Annotated in this window: 13 protein-coding genes; 4 read left to right on the forward strand and 9 right to left on the reverse strand. The window is 43.5% G+C overall.

Features of this window, described 5'->3' with window-relative positions; all coding sequences use genetic code 11:
- Positions 1–26 precede the first annotated feature (26 nt).
- Both EYR97_RS06985 and EYR97_RS06990 read right to left on the reverse strand, forming a co-directional pair.
- Positions 27–2,069, reverse strand: a complete 2,043-nt coding sequence (locus EYR97_RS06985) for an NADPH-dependent 2,4-dienoyl-CoA reductase (RefSeq protein ID WP_131093109.1) — start codon at positions 2,067–2,069, stop codon at positions 27–29.
- Between the two features lie 86 nt (positions 2,070–2,155).
- Positions 2,156–2,995, reverse strand: coding sequence for a crotonase/enoyl-CoA hydratase family protein (locus tag EYR97_RS06990; RefSeq protein ID WP_181409133.1), 840 nt, complete (start codon positions 2,993–2,995; stop codon positions 2,156–2,158).
- Between the two features lie 164 nt (positions 2,996–3,159).
- Here EYR97_RS06990 and EYR97_RS06995 point away from each other — a divergent pair, with 164 nt between their 5' ends.
- Positions 3,160–3,768 (forward strand): TetR/AcrR family transcriptional regulator, encoded by a 609-nt coding sequence (locus EYR97_RS06995; protein ID WP_131093181.1) that lies wholly within the window; start codon positions 3,160–3,162, stop codon positions 3,766–3,768.
- Here EYR97_RS06995 and EYR97_RS07000 read toward each other — a convergent pair.
- Complete coding sequence (locus EYR97_RS07000) at positions 3,765–5,411, reverse strand: GMC family oxidoreductase (RefSeq protein ID WP_131093110.1); 1,647 nt, start codon at positions 5,409–5,411, stop codon at positions 3,765–3,767. The two genes, EYR97_RS06995 and EYR97_RS07000, sit on opposite strands and share 4 nt — an antisense overlap.
- Positions 5,412–5,714: 303 nt before the next feature.
- On the opposite strand from EYR97_RS07000, the gene EYR97_RS07005 reads away from it, so the two are divergent.
- Positions 5,715–6,440: a DUF1439 domain-containing protein gene (locus EYR97_RS07005; RefSeq protein ID WP_131093111.1), complete on the forward strand. Its 726-nt coding sequence runs from the start codon at positions 5,715–5,717 to the stop codon at positions 6,438–6,440.
- Between the two features lie 79 nt (positions 6,441–6,519).
- Here the strand turns inward: EYR97_RS07005 and EYR97_RS07010 are convergent, their stop codons facing one another.
- The 3 genes from EYR97_RS07010 to EYR97_RS07020 are packed head-to-tail and all read right to left on the reverse strand — an operon-like array spanning position 6,520 to position 9,871.
- Complete coding sequence (locus EYR97_RS07010; RefSeq protein ID WP_131093112.1) at positions 6,520–7,959, reverse strand: wax ester/triacylglycerol synthase domain-containing protein; 1,440 nt, start codon at positions 7,957–7,959, stop codon at positions 6,520–6,522.
- 10 nt (positions 7,960–7,969) lie between these two features.
- On the reverse strand, positions 7,970–8,635 hold the full coding sequence (locus tag EYR97_RS07015; RefSeq protein WP_131093113.1) for a TetR/AcrR family transcriptional regulator: 666 nt from the start codon (positions 8,633–8,635) through the stop codon (positions 7,970–7,972).
- 27 nt (positions 8,636–8,662) lie between these two features.
- Entirely contained in the window at positions 8,663–9,871 is a 1,209-nt protein-coding gene (locus EYR97_RS07020) for a DUF445 domain-containing protein (protein WP_131093114.1), read from the reverse strand.
- Positions 9,872–10,139: 268 nt separating this feature from the next.
- Between EYR97_RS07020 and EYR97_RS07025 the strand changes: the two genes are divergently transcribed.
- Both EYR97_RS07025 and EYR97_RS07030 read left to right on the forward strand, forming a co-directional pair.
- On the forward strand, positions 10,140–11,600 hold the full coding sequence (locus EYR97_RS07025) for a DUF3336 domain-containing protein (protein WP_131093115.1): 1,461 nt from the start codon (positions 10,140–10,142) through the stop codon (positions 11,598–11,600).
- 138 nt (positions 11,601–11,738) lie between these two features.
- On the forward strand, positions 11,739–13,121 hold the full coding sequence (locus tag EYR97_RS07030; protein WP_404840953.1) for a hypothetical protein: 1,383 nt from the start codon (positions 11,739–11,741) through the stop codon (positions 13,119–13,121).
- A 165-nt stretch (positions 13,122–13,286) separates the two neighbouring features.
- Here the strand turns inward: EYR97_RS07030 and EYR97_RS07035 are convergent, their stop codons facing one another.
- From EYR97_RS07035 to EYR97_RS07045, 3 genes are all read right to left on the reverse strand, one after another.
- Entirely contained in the window at positions 13,287–14,060 is a 774-nt protein-coding gene (locus tag EYR97_RS07035) for a hypothetical protein (protein ID WP_131093117.1), read from the reverse strand.
- Positions 14,061–14,202: 142 nt separating this feature from the next.
- Positions 14,203–14,562 carry a phasin-related domain-containing protein gene (locus EYR97_RS07040; RefSeq protein WP_131093118.1) on the reverse strand — a complete coding sequence of 120 codons (360 nt, stop codon included), beginning with the start codon at positions 14,560–14,562 and terminating at the stop codon, positions 14,203–14,205.
- 161 nt (positions 14,563–14,723) lie between these two features.
- Positions 14,724–16,904, reverse strand: coding sequence for a S9 family peptidase (locus EYR97_RS07045; RefSeq protein WP_131093119.1), 2,181 nt, complete (start codon positions 16,902–16,904; stop codon positions 14,724–14,726).
- Positions 16,905–17,304: the final 400 nt, after the last annotated feature.

The raw sequence follows: 17,304 nt of genomic DNA on the forward strand, positions 1-17,304 counted from the left end.
TAGACGCATTAACCACTAACGCTATTTTAAACCGCCGCACACACTCGCGTACCTTGGTCGATAGCGCGTTTAGCATCAAGCTCTAACGCCTCATCGGCACCACCGATAAGGTGGTAGGGCATGTTCAGACCTTCAACAATATCTCGCATTGGCTCTTGGCCTGCACAGATAATGATATTGTGTACTGGTAACACTTGGCTGTTGCCATCTACCGTTATGTGCAAACCTTCATCGTCAATCTTGTCGTAGCTAACGCCAGGGATCATAGTTACCCCTTTAGCCAACAAGCCTGCTCGATGTGCCCAACCTGTGGTTTTACCTAAACCAGCACCTACTTTTGATGATTTGCGCTGCAATAGGAAAATCTCACGTGGTGAAGGCTCTGGCTGAGGTTGAACACCTTCAATGCCCGCTCTTGCTGAGAAAGTCATATCAATACCCCACTCTTTCATAAAAGCAGGAATATCTTGGCTTGGTGTCGCACTACCGTGAGACAAATATTCAGCAGTGTCGAAGCCAATACCACCGGCCCCAATAATAGCGACTTTATTACCAACCGGCTTTTTCTCTTTTAACACGTCAAGATATGTAAGCACTTTCTCGTGTTCAATGCCTTCAATCGCCGGCGTTCTTGGTTTAATACCTGTTGCGACCATAACCTCATCGAAGCCTTCATCATTTAACGCTGCGGCATCCACGAAAGTGTTTAGCTTAAGCGTAATATTTTTATGAAGCTCGATTTGGCGCTTAAAGTAACGCAGCGTCTCGTAGAACTCTTCTTTACCAGGCACTTGTTTAGCAATATTAAATTGCCCGCCAATTTCACTGGCACCATCATACACAACAACATCATGACCGCGCTGTGCAGAAGTAACAGCCGCTGCCAGACCTGCCGGGCCCGCACCAACTACTGCTATGCGCTTTTTCACCTCAGCGGGTTTCACGTTTATCTCGAGTTCGTGACACGCTCGCGGGTTAACCAAACAACTGGTCATTTTGCCGTTAAATACATGGTCAAGACAAGCTTGGTTACAGCCAATACAAGTATTGATTTCATCGGCTTTGTTTTGCTGCGCTTTGCGCACAAAATCAGGGTCGGCCAAGAAAGGGCGGGCCATAGACACCATATCAGCATCGCCTCTTGCTAAAACTTCCTCAGCCACTTCCGGCGTGTTAATACGGTTTGATGTAATAACCGGAATAGATAAGGCTTCGCGGAACTTCGCCGTCACCCAAGTAAATGCAGCGCGAGGCACTTTTGTTGCGATAGTCGGAATACGCGCTTCGTGCCAGCCGATACCGGTGTTGATTATTGTTGCACCGGCTTTTTCGATTTCTTTGCCCAGCTGCACCACTTCATCATAGGTTGAACCACCTTCTACTAAGTCCAACATAGACAAGCGATAAATAATGATAAAGTTCTTACCCACTGCTTCGCGCACGCGACGAACCACTTCTATGGGCAAGCGAATGCGATTTTCATAATCACCGCCCCACTCGTCGTCGCGATGGTTTGTGCGTTTAGCAATAAATTGATTCAGGAAATACCCCTCAGAACCCATAATTTCAACACCGTCATAGCCTGCGCGCTGAGCTTGTGTAGAGGCAGTAATGAAATCTCTGATTTGCTTTTCAATTTCTTCTGCTTCAAGTGCTTTAGGCTTAAACGGGTTAATTGGTGCTTGTACCGCAGACGGTGCCACAAGTTTGGGGCTATATGCATAGCGGCCTGTGTGCAGAATTTGCATACAAATTTTGCCGCCAGCAATGTGCACCGCATCGGTAACTTCTTTGTGATTATTAACCGCTTCGTCAGTATCAAGTCGAAACGTTGATGGATGTGTAGCACCTTCCTCATTGGGTCCAATACCACCGGTAACAATTAGACCAACGCCACCACGGGCACGCTCGCCGTAAAACGCAGCCATGCGTTTATGTCCATCTGGCAACTCTTCCAGCCCTGTGTGCATTGAGCCCATCAAGACGCGGTTTTTAAGCTGAGTAAACCCCAAGTCGAGGGGGCGAAATAAATGTGGATATACGGGATGATCAGTAACGGTCTGGTTCATGATAAGTCCTGAATTTTAGTCCTGAAATAAAATGGTTAAAGCAATAGGGCCTGTTTACCTATTAAAATGCTATGACTTCAGTTTTTTTAACGGCGCCGTGTAGCGGCGGAAAATCGGGTAATGTTTTGTTTTTGTGATTCCATGGCTTTAAATACGTCTTCCATTTGGAACATACCGGCTTGCCACGTTGCCATATAGGTCAAACTTTCTGCTACTGTGTGCTCCACCGCATAGTTAATCATAGTCTTTGTACCTGATACCGCGAGTGGCGAGTTTGCAGCGATTTGCTGAGCAAGACGCATTACTGCATCCATCATGGCGCAGTGATCATCAAAAACCTGATTTACAAAGCCCAACTGGCGCGCTTCTTCAGCGTCAAAGTTACGCCCTGTATAAGCCAATTCTTTAACCACACCAATAGGAATGAGCTTCGGCAAACGCTGGAGCGTGCCCACATCGGCGGTCATGCCTAGTTGAGTTTCTTTAATGGTGAAAAAAGCGTCTTTGGTGCAATAGCGCATGTCACACGCACTTAATAAATCAACCGCACCACCGATTGCTCCACCTTGAACAGCACCAATAACCGGCATACGTGCCTGCTCAATCGCGGTAAAACTATCTTGCAGCAGCATAACCATACGACGCATGCGTTCAGCTCGACGTGATGGATCGCCTTTAAAGTCTTCCTTCATATTTAAAAAGACCGATAAATCCATGCCAGCTGAAAAATGCTTACCGGTGGATGAAATAACAACAACACGCGCTTCACCAGCATCATCGATGGCTCTTATTGCTGCGGGAAGTTCCGCCCAAAAATCAGGGTTCATGCTGTTCATTGCATCGGGGCGATTAAGTACGATGTGGGCTATATGCCCTTCTTGAGTTACTTCTAATGTAGAGTACTGCATGGTTTGCGCTGTCTCCATGATGTTTTCCTATTAACATTTTTGCAAACTAGACACCGTCAAGATAAAAGGCTATGTTGACACTGTCAAGATAAAAAGTAATCTATCGAAAACGAAAGCGTGCTCCGAGCAAACGCTATTGATGTGTTTTCTACGATGTATTTTAGAGAATGAGTACCACAAGTATGACCAATGCAGTGCAAAGCTATCACCATGGTGATCTGAGAAGCGCACTTTTAGACGCCGCAGCTAAACGATTAGCAGAACATGGTGTAGACAGTTTATCACTGAGAAAGTTAGCTGAAGATGCTGGCGTATCACGTACTGCACCCTATCACCACTTCAAAGACAAAAGTGCATTATTAAGTGCCATTGCAGCAAAAGGGTTTAGTGATTGGCATTCCACCGCTAAACGTATTTTCGACCAAGACCATATCAGCGCCGAGAACCGTTTTCGCGAATTCGTGCATGAGTACATAGGATACGCGGCAACTAATCCAGAGATGTATGAACTCATGTTTGGACGTACGCTTTGGCAAAACAATGCAGCGACGGATGATTTGAAAGATGTGGCATTTCCCTGTTTTCAGTTTCAGGTCACTATGACGCGATACTGGCAATCAAAAGGCCTACTGCCCGACAATCAAGATGCACTGCGCTTGGCGCAAGTTACATGGGGGACATTACACGGTATTGCTCGATTACTGATTGATGGGATTTACGCCGACAGCAGTCACATCGATGAAATGTGTGACTGCGCCGCCGATTTATTTATGCGAACAGCAAAGGCTTAACTTGCCGACGCGATGGAAACAGGTTGCCCTTCGTGTGCCGCTTTTATGAATTCTGCTGCACGCTCTGCAATCATTATGGTAGGCGCGTTTGTATTACCGCCAATTAAGCTTGGCATTACTGACGCATCAACTACCCTCAAGCCTTTTATACCACGAACATTCAACTGATTGTCTACCACTGCCATTGGATCATCGTCACTGCCCATTTTACAGGTGCCAATAGGGTGATAAATGGTTTCAGCCCTTTCTCGCAAGAAGTCTAAGATATCTTCATCAGTTTCGGCTTCATCACCTGGGTAAAGCTCTTTCCCATTAAATTTCTCAAAATCAGGCGCGGCTAATATCTTACGAGCAATGCGCACCCCTTCAATCATCACTTTTTGATCTTCAGGAGCTGACAAATAGTTGGGTTCTATAAGCGCTTGGTCACCAGGGTGATTACTTTGCAAAGTAATACTGCCGCGACTTTTCGGATACAAACAGCAAACATGCAAGCCGTAGCCATATCCAAATGCCAACTGTCTTCCATGATCGTTCAAAATAGCAGGTAAGAAGTGGAACTGTATATCAGGACCTTGTTTAGCAAGACTTGAACTCACAAACCCACCCGCTTCAGCGATGTTGGAAGAGAAGATACCGTCGCGCTTAAATGCATAATCCGCAGTTGCTTTAACATAGGAAGGCAGTGCACCTAGGGCCACGGCATAACCTTCTCGTGCTTTACAGGTATACTGAACAATAGCGTCGAGATGGTCTTGCAAGTTCTGCCCTACGCCGGGTAAATCTTGTTGAACAAAAATCCCCTTTTCTTCAAGTTCGGCACGTGGGCCAATACCCGACAACATGAGTAATTGTGGTGAGTTAATTGCGCCGCCGCACAAAATGACTTCGCTTTTCGCAAAATAACGATTCACCGCGCCTTTCTCTCGCACTTGTACGCCTACCGCGCGACCCTCTTTAAGTATGACCTTTTCAGCAGCTACTTTTGTTAAGACCGTTAAGTTGTTGCGATGTTTAGCTTGAGTTAAATACCCTTTTGCTGTTGAACAACGCTGACCATTCACTTGCGTTACATGGTAATAACCCAAGCCCTCTCTATCGTCTCGGTTGAAGTCGTCAAGCTGTCGATACCCTGCGTACGATGCCGCATTTACAAAGGCATCTGACAACACACTGGTATGGCGCAGTTTGCTGACGTTTAGTGGACCGCCAGTGCCGTGGTATTCATCTGCACCACCTTCAAAATTCTCAGACCGTTTGAAGTAAGGCAATACATCTTCAAAAGACCATCCTGTCGCCCCTTCTTCATTTGCCCAGCGATCATAATCTTCTTGCTGACCTCGAATGTAACACATGGCGTTAACTGAGCTGCTTCCACCAAGGGTTTTACCACGTGGCCAAAACAATTCGCGGTCGTACATTTCTTTCTGTGGTGCAGTGTGATAACCCCAGCCGATACCTTCGAAACGGCTTAACAGCGACAACCCAAAGGGAATATGAATAAGTGGGTTGGTATCTTTTGAACCGGCTTCAAGTAACAAAATATCAAGCGCAGGGTTTTCTGATAAACGCGTGGCAAGTACTGCGCCGGCAGAGCCGCCACCTACGATAATGTAATCGTATTTACTTAGTACTTCACTCATTTTGCTGGCTCCTTAGCACAGTTGAAAATGGATAACACATTAGGTCGTAATGTTAACAAAACGTTGTGGTAGGACCAGATTACCAAATAAATAAACCCAGAGAAAAGATTTATATTGTAAGTTTTAAAAAACTCAATAGTCTTAGTAACCTAATCATTGTGCTTAATGTGTAAACTGATCGTCGAATTATGATAGAGAAATCAAGCTACAGGACTCGAGGTACAGAACTCAAGCTACAGGAATTAATGTTCAGTTCCCGCTTTTGCTTAACTCTGCTTTATTTACACTTAACAATTGCCTTGTATGACTACTAGCTCGTTAACCCTAAACAACCGCATTAAACTATTCATCGCGCAATGGATGGTCAAGCTCGGCCGGTTAACTCATGACGACTTCACCAAAGCAGAATTACAAGCACTACTGAGTGATGTGTTTCCTTATGTGTTTTCTCTAGATATACCCATTGGTACGGGCACGGTTAATGTGCTGGAAGGCAATATTACGTTCGATAATGAGAATAATCGCATAGGTATTCAATGTTTAGCGTCATTGAAAGTAGAAATAGCAAAAACCACCGTCTATCGCGCTCACGTAGTTATTGCGTTAAGTGCACAGCCTCATTACGACGTATCTGCCAAAACGTTATACCTAACCAAACTTTCAACCGATGCAATCACACTGGTTAACGATGACTATGCCCTATTAAGAGATACGCAGTTTTTACTGACAAAATTATTCCCAAAACACGTAAATACGCTGTTTGGTGCGCCGCTAAAGTCGGCGTTATCATTATTTACCGCGGGCACATCAGATGTTGCTTCAAACTATTTGCAAGTTTATCTGTCGGGTTCAAAACAAGCGGTGCTCGACTACCACAAGCCCAAAATCGACCTCGCCATTAAAACACACCTCACACAACAAGACTTGAGCCACACCATGCGTCACGAGCATTGGCGAGAACTTCTCTTTTCGCGATTGGGAAAAAGCGTAAGAGTGGAAGACAATGTGTTGCGCTTTTACTTAGTATAACGCCGTAAATTATCGAGCTCGCTTCCACCCTACTGTCGCTCTGCGTCATTTAGCACTTTTTAGCCTTTATTAACGTGTTTTAATGATCGCTCACAATGGACACAGGAACGACATCCACTTGCTCTCCAATGTCTTCAATGTTTAAGCGCGGATCATCCACACTGGCTTCCAACATATCAAACGCCTCGCTGACATACCGCGCCAATGGTTGTAGAGACTCTATATTTTTGTTGCAGCACACCAGCCCAACATTTGCTACACCAGCGTAGGTCATCAGTGTAATATTCACGCCCCCACCCGGAGTCATGGTTGATATGGGATAGCACCCAATAAGTTCGGCGTCTTTTAAATAACGACGGTCTTTCGGGCCAGGTACATTTGAGATAAGAATGTTAGCGATGGGCTTAACCACACTAGATAGTTTCAACCATTCAAACACTAATGCCAACGACTGAATGGCAATGGTATATCCGCTAAACGCGGCTGGACGTGCATGCTGTGCAGCATGCTTTACAATACGGTGATTCACTACTATTTGACGCAATCGTAGGTAAGGGTCGGTCTCGCCATGAGCAAGTTGCACCGGCACAATTGCAATTTTATTACCCGTGGTTTTCTCACCAGGCTTACGCAAGTTTATCGGCATGTTAGTGAACAAGGCTTTCTTGAACACCTGACCATGGTCTTGCAAAAGCTTGTGAACACCAATATCGAACGCACATAACAACACTTCATTTGCCGTAGAGCGAGTGCGCCTTGCCAGCGCCTTCACCCGAGTAAAATCCAAGTCCATCGTAGCGACCGCTCTTCCCGCTTTAACTTGCCCAGTAAGTACGGTTTTCGTTCCAGTAAAAGGCACCGGCATATAATGAGAATTGATGCGTATTATTTTCATGAAAATACGCAGAAAAATGACAAACAAATCGAATACGGTTTTTAAGCCATAGCCCACGTTTTCCAAACGCTTGTAAAAACTCACTGGATCACGTCTTCTGTGACGCAAACGCTTAACGGCCCAAACTGGGGTGAAATGTGTATCATGTGAGTGAGAAACATACCCCGATTGAAACCAACGCACTAACGTTGCACCATCGCCGTACATGTGATGCACTCTGGCATATATGGCAAATGTGTCGCTATTTTCATCGAATATAAAGTGATACTGCCAAAGGGGTTTATCTGGGTCGAGTCTTGATGCATGTAACCTTGCAACAAATCCATCCAAAGCCTCTCGATTGGTCACATCAGCCACGCGATGAATTTGAACATGATAGTCCATGTTGAGCTTTTTCACCGGTGAGAAGCCTACGGGGTAGCCTAAAACGGTTTTAACCGCGCAATTAAACGGGGACGTTGCGCGCGCGAAGCTTCGTATCTCTTGAAAAAGATTCGGCACATATTCCGTACTCTTTGCACCTTTAGGCATGGCAAGTATTTGTAAACATGCTACATGTTTGGGGTTTTCGTCAGATTCGGTTATCCAAAAAGACTTATCTAAGAAACTTAGCGTTTTTGCCATTATTATTCCTTTAAGCAAAGTCGAGTGGTGACTGGGTTGTAAAACCTTTCGCAAACTCTCGTGCGTTAAGCAATTGCGATATGAGCTTACGTTCTTCTTCATTCAACGCTAAACGCGGCAAAATAGTGACCATCATTAATGACAACGCATGGTATCGTTGCTGTTCGTCATTTAAGTGACTGTTCAATTCATCGAATTGGCAAGACTGGGTAATAATTAATGAAATAATATCTACCAGTAGAGCGCGATCAGCCTGATTAGCCACAAGCACCTCACGCTTTGCCAGAGAGTCAAAAAGGTAGCTCACTTGCTGCTGCAAACTTGAAAGAATATTTTTTCGAGGACGAGAAATAGCGGGATACTTTTCGGCGAGATCGGCAGGACTGCGATAAAAGAATTGAAATAAATGAATACTGTCTATCAATAAATACAGATAGTAAATAATGTCCTCTGGGTGCAACGAATCTAATTTGTCCCGACGCAGTACTTTTTGCATTTGTTGCTCATGCATTTTCATTAATGCAACCACTAGGCTCTCCTTGCCTTTAAAATGGTAATACAAGTTACCAGGGCTAATATCCAATTCAATGGCAATATCTACACTGGTTACCGAATTCTCTCCGTGTTCATTGAACAGGGTTAATGCAGTAAGTAGGATCCGCTGCGCGGTTTTCATTAATCAACACACCTTTAAAATTACCCGTTAAACAAACACCAAATAAAGCTGAGCGAAACCTGCCATCATGCCTAATATAGCGCCAGTTACAATAAGCTTCCATTCATCTTGCTGATACGCTGGGCGCAATACTCCTTCAAACTCTTCTGCAGAAAGTGCCTGCATACGCGTGCTCAAGTCTTCACCAATATGAAGAGCACCATTTGCATAATCATAGGCATAAAGTAAGTATTTGTCAGAGTTGTCGAATATTTGCTGAACGGCCAAGGCTTTCATCTTGTGATAATTTTGTGAGCCAACACCTAACGCAAAATACGGCTGCGCAATTGCCACATACCGTTCTATTGCGTCATTAACGTGCAGTTCAATAAGCTCAAGTAATTGTGCCGACCCTGAACCATGTAAGATGATATTGGTAATATTTTGCGGGGTAATAAGCTTTTCTTCGATTATTGAAGAATACACTTCCGACACTTCCTTTTGCCGTTTTAAAAACATGCCCTGAACCGTGATAGGGCCAAGTTTGCGGGGGCGCTTAGGTTCAAAAATAATTTTAATGGCAATCCAGTTCGTGGCATATCCCACCAATAAACCGCCTAATGGTAAAATCCACCATGCTTGATAGAAATACCACAATAGCATGGTAGGCAAGCCAAACAAGAAACCAAAGTAAAAGCCCGAACGCACAATAAACGGGAACTCTTTGCTGCCTGCGGTCAAAAATATCTCATTGATAAGTTCTGGTGAATTAACCAGCTGCTCTACGACCAACTCTTTAATGTCGAGAATTTCTGACACATTGTGCTGAAAGTCATCAACCATTTTGTGAACCACATTGGGAATGTCGTTCTCGATACGTTGATAAACGAGATTTTTTCCTTGCACCGGCAATGCAGCCCATAACTGAGGCGCAGATTCAGCCATGACATCGTTCACCACTTTTCGAATAACTTGGCTTAACCTGCGTTCGATGGCTTTAGTCAATTCGTCAGGATCGAGCCGCTGGGCCAACTCTTCCACACTAAGAAGTTTGCCTAAAACAAGTTCTACTTCAATTTCAGCCATTTGGCGGCGCTTTGCCGGTATCAACCCTTGCCAACCGAAAATGGGCTTGATACCAATAAACTCAATTGGGTAAAACATCATCTTTACCGCTAAGTAGTTGGTCAACCACCCGACAATGGCGCTTATTAGGGGAATTGACAATAGGCTTAGCGTTTCAACATTCCATTCCATACAACGAGTAAGTGGTCCGATTTTATTATTCTCTTGCTCAGGCTACTGAGTGCGTAGGAATTGGTCAACGTAAAAAGTGAATTTAGTGCGAATTGTTAATTGAAAATAACTACATCAGGCACTAAAACACAAATAATAGGTCAAACCAATGTGTAGTGAAACACATTAGGTAGTGCATTCTAAATTTTCACATTACACTCGCACTAGACACGCAAAGTTTTAAGCGTGTCAAAGCACGTGTGTCTTTCAAACTGAATAGGTAGTTGCCATGGCAGTATTCGATTTTCGTTTAAAAAAATTAGAACAAGAAATAGAGCATGCGTGTAGCTATGATGAATACGAAGCTGCTTGCTTGGCGCACGATGCACTGTCGGGCGCAGACGAGTGGAAAGCCAAGGATGAGTCTGAAGATTACGACCACAAACTTATTCGCAAGCGCGTACAACGTTTACAGATTGCTCGAGGAAAAGGTGATTTACATGCGCTGATGTCTATACTGCATGAAGGATTGCATGGCAATTTAGGTAACATAGCCAACCCTGTATTACATCACGAATGTAAAATTGGTACTAAATATCTTATAGAGCAGTTTATTGATGAAGTTACATTAGCATTAGAGCAAATTTATACTGCAGACGAAAACAATGTGGATTTCTACGAAAAGCTGTCGTTTTTTGAAGAAACTGCCCACGCCTTTGGGCGAAGCTGCTTGATGCTTTCAGGTGGTGCCGGTTTAGGCTTTTTTCATGCAGGTGTGGTCAAGTCTCTTAATGAGAAAAACTTACTGCCAACTGTGGTTTCCGGTGCCAGCGCGGGTTCAATTATCGCGGCCATGCTGGGTACCCGTAATCACGATGAGCTATTAGAATCATTAAGCGCTGAATTTATTTACGAAACTTTCAAACATTGGCGCAGTTTCGCTGGCCTTGGCAAGAAAAGCTTATTCGATAGTTCAGTTTTAGAAAACGCACTTATTGAGTTGTTCGACTTAACCACGTTTGAAGAAGCGTTCAAAAAGACAGGGCGACACATAACCGTAACCGTTTCACCGGCAGATTTACACCAGCACTCTCGCTTACTCAATGCCAAAACATCACCTAACGCAATTATCACTCAAGCAGTGCGTGCGTCCTGTGCGGTGCCAATTATTTTCAGTCCTGTTCAGCTGAAAGCAAAAACACTCAGTGGCGATATTGTGCCCTATATCCCCAATAGGCGCTTTGCCGATGGTTCACTAATGGCAGACCTTCCCTTTGAGCGATTGGCAAGGCTCTATGGCGTAAACCACAGCATTGTGAGTCAAACCAACCCTCTCGCGGTTCCCTTTATTTCATCGAATAGAATTGATCCCAATTCCATTTGGGACATGTCGGCTCGTCACATAGGGCAGCTCGCCAAGTCAAACAGCATATTTGCCATTGATATCATCGAACGTTTAATGGCAAATAAGAGTGCTAAACTCGCCATTCACAAAGTGCGTTCGATTATTGATCAACAGTATGTGGGTAATATAAATATCCTTCCAAAGCGCCAAATTAGAAATCTGTCACAAGTATTATCGAACCCTACGTTAGACAGTATTAACCAGCTCATCACAAGTGGCGAACGGGCTTCGTGGCCACAATTGCACGTTATTAAAAGAAATACCAAAATTAGTGAAAAATTGAGGTATCATTTAGCCCAATTGAAAAAACGTGAAGCGGTAGAGCTTGGTCACCTTGTAAGGTAACCCATAGCATAAAGACCGGCTCGAACGGCTCTTATGTAATTAGTGCCGTTTGCAATTGTATATTAAAGGACTCCGGTGAGCGTCAAAAGTCACAGCCCTGATAACATTTACACACAACATGTAAAACAGCTGATCAATATGGTTTATCCATATGAATCGGGCTTTGGTTCAGTATTCGAAGATGCACGTCATTACTTTTCGTTAACCCCTACTCTTGAAGCGCATATTGAGAAAATAAAAGCGAATATAGAAAGAGTAACAAATATTAAAAGGAAAAAAGGTGACGCTCATATTGTCGAAGAACTTACCGACAAGTTGAAGAAAAATACACAGAAGCTCGAAGATGAGCGGCTCGCTCGCATCCAACGCTTACACGCAGTCTGTGAGAAGATTATTGAACTGAGTGAAGGTGAAAGTTGGGACGAAACGCAGCATTTAAGCAGCAAGTTTCTAGGAACCTTGATGCTATTAACACCGGGGTCATCTGGTCGAGGTTTTGCTCGTATTCACCAACGCTACAAACCACTCTACAAAGCAGTATTAACTTTGCGCTTAGTGGACAAGCTACTCACTCACGATACAATTTCACATAAGTATTTATCAAAATATCGCAAAGCTGCATTTCGCTTCGACGGCGATACCATGTGGCGTGAGAAATGGAAGTCAGAACTTGCCATTCCTATTATAACCGCTGCCATGCTGCAAGACGTCGGTTTACAGTGCCCCCAAGCCATCACTATTTTGAAAGGGGAAAACGGCGACCTAGATGAGTTTCGCTTACTCGCTGAGCCTCACCGTAAAGAACTGTTAAAACTGAATTACCATTACACGATGAAGTACTTATCAGATGGGTTAGGTACGCCCAAATATGTGGGGAATGACCGTAGCGAGCGTGATGAGTTCGATAAGATTCAATATGATGCACACCACTTTTTACTTCAACTAGTAAAAGATGCCTTTATCTCGAAAACAGGACTTGGTGAAGTCATTAAGATTCCCCAAATCTACGCATCTTTTGTATTGTCGACCAAGTACGATTACAGTCGATTAAGCCTGCCTAAAGGGTATATGCTTATTGAACAACTCTCGAAAAAAGGTGCACTTAACAAGCAGTTGGCACAAGATTTCATGGAAATTGTAGGTTATTTTCCTCAAGGATTTGGTATCACCTTTATACCCACGAATGAACACAACCAAGAGAAAGACCAGTTTGAATGCGCCATTGTTATTGGCTTGAACCCGAGAAATCCTGCAGAACCCTATTGTAAGGTCGTAACTCGAAATCAGAATTATATTTCAAGCGGCATTCAAGAAACTATACCTAAAAACCGAAACTTGTATTTCCCAGCGAATAGAAAGAAGTTAATGCGAATTGGTAGAGAGCGTCTCACAGAAATTATGAGCCAGCTATCCAGTAATTTCAGTGCAGATTCTATTGATGACTTAATCCCAAGCTACTGGGAACCTTACGATTTCTTTGGTTTTAAGAAACACCAAAACTTGTGGGCAAAAATCAAGTAGTTGCTACAAGCTAGAACTAAAACTGAACAACCATAAAAAAGTACTATGTAGTTGCTAGCCTAAGCAACTTATCTATAGAACATCGACCTTTTTGAGTATTTAGAGGCTGTATGTCAAGATTTAACAGCCTCTAGGTACTTGGCATTTTTCGTCTCTAAACGTTTTCTACTCAGAGCTTTTATTTTCTGTGCTTTGCACAGCTTGAGCCGTACTGTCACCTTTCGCAGAAGAAGCTTTCGTCGCAGTTGTGGTTTTTCTCGACGCCGTTGTGGCTCTTTTACGGGTCGTCGTTGCCTTAGCACTACTTGATTTAGCCGTAGCAGCATTTGAAGCTGTAGGTTTTGTGGCAGTCGATTTAGAAGCCGCTGTTTTCGTTGTAGAACGCTTCGTTGACGTGGACCTTGATGCCGTTTTCGGTGCAGTTGTTTTCGGAGCAGTAGTCGCCGCGGTTTCTTTTGCTTCAGCTTTTGCAGTCGGCGCTTTTTTTGCCTTTGCAGCAGCCTCTTTGGCAGCTAACAAAGCCACTTGCTCAACTAATAGCTCAACCTTTGCATTGAGAAGTTCAATTTGCTGCGCCTTTTTCTGACGCTTTTGCGCGCCGGGCAGCAGTGATAACAATGGATTTGAAGTAACCACCTGTTGTGCCGAGTCCATCCAAGCAAAAGGATTCAGTACGCGCTTTAATTCGCTTTCAACTTCCAACCCCTTGTTTTGCATCGATTGGATAGCTTCGTGGGTTTCATCAAGTTTCTGACTAACCAAGCCGGCAGCTTGATCTAAAGCTGAAGACAACAAGTCAGTACCTGCAAATAGCCATCCAAATACTGGCGACGCTTTGAGCGCAGCAATATTTGTATTTGTGTTAGTTGAAGAAATAAGTTCTTGAGTCACAGAGTCAGTACTGACATCCGTTTGTTGTGCGGTGCTTTTATCAGTCATAACGCCTCCGTTAATGGAGATTAGGAAGGGCGACGTTAAACGCAGCGTGAATACCCCAAAGCTGCGTTTGACGCCTACAATATTCACCCAATTAAACGTGAATATTGCTTAGTAATTAACTTCGCTTAGCAGCAAAAAATAATTACTTGTTTGCAGCAAGTTTTGCTACTGCTTCAGTAAGCGCATCAATTTTTGCAGAAAGCTCTTCAATGCGCTGATCGGCTGGTTCAGAGTCTAAACCTAGCTTTTTACGTACATCAGCTACGCGGTTTTCAACATCACTTGTCGTTGATTTGAATTTGCTACGCGCGTCATCTTCAAGTGTTTCACCTTTGCTTACTAAGTCTTCGAACATTTTGCTCGCTTCTTCACTAAGCTTTTCGTAACGACCCTGCGCTTCTTCTACGCTTTTTCCATAAGCGCCAAGACCTGCTAACCAAATTTTACGAGCCATTTCTTCAGCTTCGTTGATTTTACCTTTAATTGTGTCTGTAGTAGTCATTTTCTAGCTCCTATGAATGCTAAATAAAAGTGTATATTCACACTATGAGTTAAAGGTACGCTTAACAATTAGAAACCGCATACTAAAAATCAAATAAAATTAAAAAAGCCCGAAAAAGTTTTTCTTTTCCGGGCTTCCATGTAGAACATTTGCTTTGTTCGTTACAAAGGCACACCTGCTAGATGCAATACAAAGGCGTACTCTAGCGCAGTAGATTCAAAACGTTTAAACCGTCCTGAAGCGCCGCCATGGCCAGCTTCCATATCCGTTTTAAAGAGCAGCAGATTATTATCCGTCTTTAGCTCTCTCAGTTTTGCTACCCACTTCATAGGTTCAAAATACTGTACTTGTGAGTCATGAAGCCCCGTTGTTACCAACATATGTGGATAAGCTTTCGCTTCCACCTGATCATAAGGTGAATACGACAACATGTACTCAAACTCTCCTTTGTTGGCAGGATTTCCCCACTCTGTGTATTCACCTGTGGTAAGTGGAATAGAGGCATCGCTCATTGTGGTAACTACGTCAACAAATGGAACATGAGCGCTAACGCCCTTGTAAAGCGCGGGCTCCATATTCACTATTGCCCCCATCAACAAACCACCTGCACTGCCCCCCATAGCAAACAAGCGAGACTCATCGGCATAACCTTTGGCAACCAACCCCTTAGACACGTCAATATAATCGGTAAAGGTATTTATCTTATTGCCCATTTTGCCATCTTCATACCACTCACGACCAAGCATTTGTCCACCGCGAATATGCGCAACCGCCACCACAAAGCCTCTGTCGAGTAACGACACCCAACTGCTTCTAAACGTAGGCTCGATAGTCGCCCCATAAGAGCCATAGGCATATTGATAAAGTGGGTTGGTTCCGTCCTTCTTGAACATGTTTTTGCGATAAACCACTGAAACAGGAACCGAGGTACCATCTCGTGCTTCAATCATTACTCGTTCAGAGCCATATAAAGAAGAATCAAATGAATCAGACACCTTAGTTTGCTTCATCACTTCTGTATCAAAAGTATTAACATTAATATCGAGGATGGACGCTGGCGTGGTGAGTGAACTGTAGTAAATTCTAATGGTTTCAGTATCCACTTGAGTGTTTCCAGTAAAGTAAGCCCCATATACTGGATCTTGCGTAGGTATTACATGTTGTTCACCTGAAGAGAGGTTGTGCACCACTAAGCGCGTCATACCATTTTCTTTTTCTTTCAAAACAAGGTGGTTTTTCATAACCTCCATATCTTGAATAAACACGCCTGGACGATGGCCAACGACCTCTTGCCATGTTGATACATCAGACGTATTGCTCACAGGCGCTTTCATTACCTTAAAGTTTGTCGCATCTATGTTTGTTAAAACGTAATACGTATCACCTAACTTAGCGACACTGTATTCCTGCCCGCTCTTCAAAGGCAAAAACACCTTAGGCGCTGTCAAAGGTGCGTTGGCATCAATGAGTGTTACGCCTGTTTTGTCGGTATTGTCATGGTGGACATATATAACATCGCCATCTTTGCTTTTAGAAATAAAGGTGTAAAACGTCGGGTCAGTTTCTTCGTAAATTAATGTATCTTCCGCTTGCGGCGTTCCGAGTTTGTGACGGTAAACTTGATACCCCAACAAGGTTTGGGGGTCTTTTTTTACATAGAAAAGATGTGTGTTGTCGTTTGCCCACTCCACTTGACCTGATGTACCTTCTAATACATCACTTAGCACTTCACCAGTTTCCAGGTTTTTTACAAAAACAGTATAAATACGACGGCTTAACGTATCCTGAGAGTACGCCATCAGCGTATTATTCTCGCTTACTTGATAATCGCCAATACTGAAGTAATCATGACCTTCGGCCATTAAATTGGCATCCAGTAACACTTCAGGTTCAGCATCTTGCTGCGGTTTGCGCAGATAAATAGGGTATTCATTCTCGCCGGAATAACTGGTGTAATACCAATAACCATTGGATAACACAGGCACGGTAGAATCATCTTTCTCAACACGAGAAACCAACTCATCGTAAAGCTTTTCGCGCGTTTCTTTTAGTGGCGCTAATACAGACTCGACATACGCATTTTCTTTTTCTAAATGCGCCAGAATCTCTTCATCTGTGCGTGTGTCATCGCGCATCCAATAGTAATTGTCTGTACGTGTCACGCCATGAGCCGTCATTTCGTAGGGTACTTTTTTGGCAATTGGCGCAGGCATACTGGTGTTTAACATAACGGTAGCCGTGCTTGATTGAGCTTCTGAAGTTGTCGATTCCATTTTGGATTGCTCACCGCTACAGCCACTTAATAGCCCACCAGCGGCTAATGCTAGCCATAAATATTTCATGGTTATTCCTATTGTTTTCAGACCGGTTAAGCCTGTTTATTATTTAGCAAATCACGTTGTCTGTTTGCCTTTTAAGACGGTTACGTCCGTGGTTACACCGCCATTAAGTAACCTTTGAGTATATCTATTTGATTAATTGGATCTAGTAATAACCCTTTGATAACGGGCCTTTAAAGGCTAAAAAGTGTTACAAGATATGTGTTAGGGCAGTTTTAATTTTCATGGGAAAATCATACTAATTACTTTGGCGCGCTCATTCATTTAAGCAAGTACAGGCGACAAACTTAAGACGGGTCATAGAAAAGAAAAAAGCGGAAAAGAAAAAAGCGCCAAACCGACGCTTTTGAAAAGTTACACTATGTTTAATTGGTGTTTAATCTTACTTTGAATGCTTAAACAC

Source organism: Alteromonas sp. KUL42 (assembly GCF_006538325.1).
Classification (GTDB): Bacteria; Pseudomonadota; Gammaproteobacteria; order Enterobacterales; family Alteromonadaceae; genus Alteromonas.